Annotated in this window: 4 protein-coding genes and 1 pseudogene; all 5 read right to left on the bottom strand. The window is 43.2% G+C overall.

Annotation, left to right across the window (positions count from 1 at the left end; genetic code table 11):
* Positions 1-259 (bottom strand): annotated as a pseudogene (locus Q0507_RS00700) (GNAT family N-acetyltransferase); the annotation flags it as partial.
* A gap of 12 nt (positions 260-271) precedes the next feature.
* Positions 272-1,816 (bottom strand): ClC family H(+)/Cl(-) exchange transporter, encoded by a 1,545-nt coding sequence (locus tag Q0507_RS00695; RefSeq protein WP_298710913.1) that lies wholly within the window; start codon positions 1,814-1,816, stop codon positions 272-274.
* 375 nt (positions 1,817-2,191) lie between these two features.
* Positions 2,192-3,343: a lactaldehyde reductase gene (gene fucO / locus Q0507_RS00690; protein WP_298710910.1), complete on the bottom strand. Its 1,152-nt coding sequence runs from the start codon at positions 3,341-3,343 to the stop codon at positions 2,192-2,194.
* Between the two features lie 254 nt (positions 3,344-3,597).
* Positions 3,598-4,746, bottom strand: a complete 1,149-nt coding sequence (locus Q0507_RS00685; RefSeq protein ID WP_298710907.1) for a glycoside hydrolase family 3 N-terminal domain-containing protein — start codon at positions 4,744-4,746, stop codon at positions 3,598-3,600.
* Positions 4,747-5,058: 312 nt separating this feature from the next.
* Positions 5,059-5,255, bottom strand: a 197-nt coding sequence (locus Q0507_RS00680; protein ID WP_298710904.1) for a (2Fe-2S)-binding protein, incomplete at its 5' end; no start/stop codon positions are given.

Raw genomic sequence — 5,255 nt, 5'->3', positions numbered from 1 at the left:
AGTCTGGATGCACCATCAAGCGACCGACCTCTACTACGCCATCGTCATATTGATAACGAATGCCTCCGATTATCTTCCCCGCATCATCTACCATTTTATAGGTATGCCACTGGTTGAAAGTATCGCTATAATCCTCTTCCGACTCCATCAACGCAGGAACCATTCGACTACCAATCATCTCCGCTTCGCTTTCAAATGTAAGCAATTGCAATTGATACAATTCTAATATATCTGACTCGGTAGCTTTTACAATCTTCATCTACTAACACTCCTAATTAGATTGAAAATACGCCTTTGCTGCTTTCAATCGACCTCGTTCACAAGAGACTTGTAGTTCGTCACCAGGTTCTAACTTTACATCACCTAGTGGCACTATGTATGTGCCATTTCGACGAATACTTACGATCAATGTACCATCTGGTAATGCTAAGTCTTGTAGCTGTACATCCGTATAGTGAGCCACCACAGGCACCTTTGTTTGAAAGAAGGTTTGCACGGACTCCAAATTATTTTGCCCACTCATGGCTTGCAACAAGGAATCGTAAATCGGTGGTTCTTTTAAAAGCTCCGCCACAAGATAGGCCACGAGCGTAACGATACCGATAGCATAAATATTAGAGAAACTATTCGTCATTTCAAGAACGAGTAAAATCGCCAAAATTGGGGTCCGCATAGCAGCCGCCAACATGCCACCCATGGCACAGATAACGAACTGTGGTACAAAATCAGGAGAAATTAGTCCTAAGGTTGAAAGTAAGCTTTCACAAAAAGCACCTGTTGCAGCACCAATTACGAGCATGGGCAAAAATATGCCCCCTTGAGCACCACTGCCATAGCAGAAGGTGGTAAACAAAATCTTGCCTAATACAATGCCACCTAAGAGCAATACGCCATGAGATTGAAAGGCAAGCTGACCCACAAGGTCATTGCCCCCACCCAAGAGGAGCTGCGAATCAAAGCCAATGGCCGCCACTGCCACAAAGGTAAGGGCTAATTTCAAGAATCGAGAACATTTGAGCCAATCAAAGAACCTCTTGAAAGCAAAAATCATACGGCAGAATAACACACCACATAGCCCCATGATAACACCAACCATGAGCAATATTGGAAAATATTCAATAGGAACGCCTGAGGTCACCGTAAAGCCTAACGCTGGTGTAAGTCCAAAGATACTAACTGTAATATAGTTAGAAATCAAAGTTGCCACGAAGGTTGGTACAACGAGATACGGATAAAAGCTTTTATGTACCTCTTCAAAGACGAACATCGCCCCCGATACGGGCGCACTAAAAGCAGCTGTTAAGCCTGCCCCAGCACCTGCAGATGTCAAAATACGCTGTTCTCGTAGCCCCGAATTCATCCAGTAGGACACAATCTTCCCAGCAGAGCCGCCAATCTGTACTGCTGGCCCTTCACGACCTACGGAAAATCCTGCAAAGCCGGTCAGTACGCCACCAATCATTTTAGATACTAGTGTCCGATAGGGCTTCATATCAAAGAGTCCAAGCATTTCCCCTTCAATTTGCGGGATACCAGAACCACCAGACAATGGGGCCCATGCGAGCAATCGATCTACAATAAACGCAAAAATGACCATTACCACAAGCCAACCTATGGCCCATTCCATAGTAATATCATCCATCAAATGCCACCTGATATGCTCCGATTCAAGTATCAAATAGCGGTATGATGCCCCAAAGAAACCTGCAATCACCCCAACAAGGGCCCCCTTTGCAATGAGCTCCGTTAAAAGCACACGATTCATAGACATATCTGCCAAGGTAGAACTACGCTTATTAAATTTCCATAATTTCATAAAATTCTCCTTAGCATTACTATCTAACACCTATCTAAACATCACATTTAACCATCTCAGCGATTTAACGAGTTGAACTAAGCACCTAGTCATTGAGTGCCATCTACCAAAATCGCTCAGCGCTCAATTAAACTAGCTATTCATATTCTTAGTATACTTATGTAAATCTCTATTTTCAAGGCGCTATTAAAAGTAAACCTAGACAGCTATCCATCACAGTAAGCGCCTCAACTAGACATATCCATCACGATAAGCTCCTACAAAAACAAAACTAGACATCTCTGAAGTAAAAGAAATGTCTAGTCTTGTATAGAACGTATTTAGTTATATCGCCTTTACACATCCGGAGGCATTTGAAATATGTAAAGACGCTAATTAGAATATGGATTCATAGATGCCGATTATTTCTTCTAAGGATGCGTCCCGTGGGTTACCAGGTGTACATGCATCGTTGAAAGCAGATTCAGCGAGGAATGGAATGTCTTCCCGTTTTACGCCTGCTTCGCTAAGAGATTTAGGAATACCTACGTCATCAGCTAATTTCTGAATTACGTCGATAGCCGCTTGACGATAGGTTGCTTCATCCATAGCATCTACATTAGGAACGCCCATAACGCGAGCGATTTCACGGTATTTTTCGCCTGTAGCAGGGGCATTGAATTTCAATACCGCTGTTAACAACATCGCACAAGCCTTACCATGAGGGATATCGTACACAGCACTTAATGGATGAGCCATGGAGTGAACGATGCCGAGACCTACGTTGGAGAAGCCCATACCCGCGATGTATTGACCTAAAGACATAGCTTCACGGCCTGCATAATCGCCAGCCACAGCACTGCGCAAGGAACGACCGATGATTTCGATAGCTTTCAAATGGAGCATATCAGTTAGCTCCCACGCACCTTTAGTGATATAACCTTCTACGGCGTGTACGAGGGCATCCATACCTGTGGCAGCGCAAAGACCTGTTGGCATAGACGCGGACATATCAGGATCTACGATGGCAACGATTGGGATGTCATGCGGGTCAACACAAACGAATTTACGGTTCTTTTCAACATCTGTAATAACATAGTTGATAGTAACCTCTGCTGCCGTACCAGATGTAGTAGTAACAGCGATGATTGGCAAGCACGGATTCTTAGTAGGCGCTAAACCTTCAAGGCTGCGTACATCGGCGAACTCAGGGTTCGTAATAATAGTAGCAATCGCCTTGCTTGTATCGATCGGGCTACCGCCACCAACAGCAACGATAACATCGGCGCCAGCCGCTTTACAAGCCTCAACACCAGCCGTTACATTTTCGATAGTAGGATTTGGTTTGATACCGTCATAGATTTCATAATCGATGCCTGCCGCATCAAGCAACTCCGTAACCTTTGTAGCTACCTTAAACTCAAATAAATCAGGCGTCGATGTAACGAGGGCTTTTTTGAAATGACGATTCTTAATTTCGTTCACAATCTCCTGAATCGCGCCTTGTCCAAAATAGGACGTACCGTTCAACATAATTCTGCGAGCCATATACTTCACTCCTAACAAAACAAACTATACAATAAAAAATAAACCGACAGAGAATCACTTTACCTATTAATTCTCTATCGGTTTAATAAAATCCTTGAAAGCTCATTATGTATACACTATATATTTTTCTATTGTAACGATTCTAAAGTTTGTCTCCCTTGAGTGTCAACTCAGATGCAATTTCAATGAATAGTACTTCCACTTTCTATATTCGTTATACTCTTAATTAATTCCTGCCAATACAATTAAATACTCTAAGAAATTTTGCTCATTTTCATAAGCAAAATCCGTTTCACCGATTCGTCGAGTCGTTCTTTCGAGATGCGACCGTCTTTCACGGCTTTCATAAGGCCATTGTAAGCCTCTTGCATGTGTTCGTATTCGTGACATACGAGCAAGATGTCGCTACCTGCGAGAATGGATTGTACCGCCATATCACCAAAGGTATAGTGTTTTGCGAGGGCACCCATGTCCATATCGTCCGTTACCACAACGCCATTATAGCCTATGTCCTTGCGCAACCAATCCGTAATAATCGCTTTCGATAAGCTCGCCGGATAGTCTGGATCGATTTGTGGGTACATCGCATGAGACACCATGATTGTATAGGTATTCGGTTTAGACTGTTTGATGAGGTCTACAAATACCTTTGTGTCCTCTGAAAGCAATGTTTCTTTAGAGGCAGGAACGATACTTGTGTCCGCGTGCAAGTCTACATCAGTCTTACCAATGCCCGGGAAGTGCTTATAAGAATACCACAAGCCCGCTTCATCGTAAGATTTACCAACAGCACCTGCATAGCGAACGACCTCGTCAGGGCTCGTACTATAAGAACGACCATAGGTTAATCCTAAGTCCGCCACAGGAGCAAAGTTAATGTTAAATCCCAAGTCTTTCAACTCAGTGCCTACCTCTTTTGCCAAGGATGAAGCTTGCTCAACGGGCATTTTGCCTACCTCCTCAGCGGGAGGAACCTTGATGAGCTTATCATCCATGCGCGCTACCGCACCGCCCTCTTGGTCGATGCCGAGGAACAACGGCGTTAATCCCGCGCTTTTACCAGTCTTATTGATGTCTGTAATGAGCGTTTTAACTTGATCCTTAGACTCCATGTTACGGTCGAACAAGATGATGCCGCCCACGCGGTACTCGTTGAGCATAAATTTAGCGTCATCGTTTAGCGTTGTACCGTGAATGCCAATCATCAACAATTGGCCCACCTTGTCTGCATCGGACATATTCGCCACTAATTTGTCCACCTTTTGCTCTGGTGATAGTTCGCTTTGTGCCACAGACTCATAGGTCACAGGCTCTGCCTTTGAAGTAAATGGATTATGTAAACCGCAACCAGTTGTGAGTGCTAATGCACCAATCATAGTGGCTGCTATGAAACGTCGAAACATTCATACCTCCCTTAAATCTCTAAAAAGTATTATGTATAGTATATCAAAAAAATATAAATGAGCCCAACATAACCAATACACGACAAGCAGCATTATAGTACATGTATCTTACAAAACAAAAAGATTGTTACTCGAGAACCCAACGGGTATATCCATTGAGAGAATCAAATAACAATCTTTATATGTTTCATTTTTGTTGTGTAAATATTATAGTTTACATTTTGGGGTGTAAACTATGTATCTTACATTTTGGGGTGTAAACTATGTATCTTACATTTTGAAGTGTAAAATGTGTATGTTACATTTCGCAAATTAAATTTTGCCTTGCTCTTTCATTTCCGCTAAGAGCTTTACGATACGAGGCCCACAGCCTTTGCCACCGCAAGCGCCCGTGCCAGCACGAGTTGCTTCTTTTACTTGTGGAAACGTGTGAGCACCATCTAAAATGGCTTCCTTAATCGTTTTGCGCGTAATGCTACGGCAAGTGCACACCTTTGTAAGCTTGTCCA

The sequence above is a fragment of the uncultured Veillonella sp. genome (genome assembly GCF_938010505.1).
In the GTDB taxonomy this organism is placed as follows: Bacteria; Bacillota; Negativicutes; order Veillonellales; family Veillonellaceae; genus Veillonella.
The sequence above is the reverse complement of the archived record's forward strand: the minus strand, read 5'-3'. Positions and strand labels throughout refer to the sequence as shown.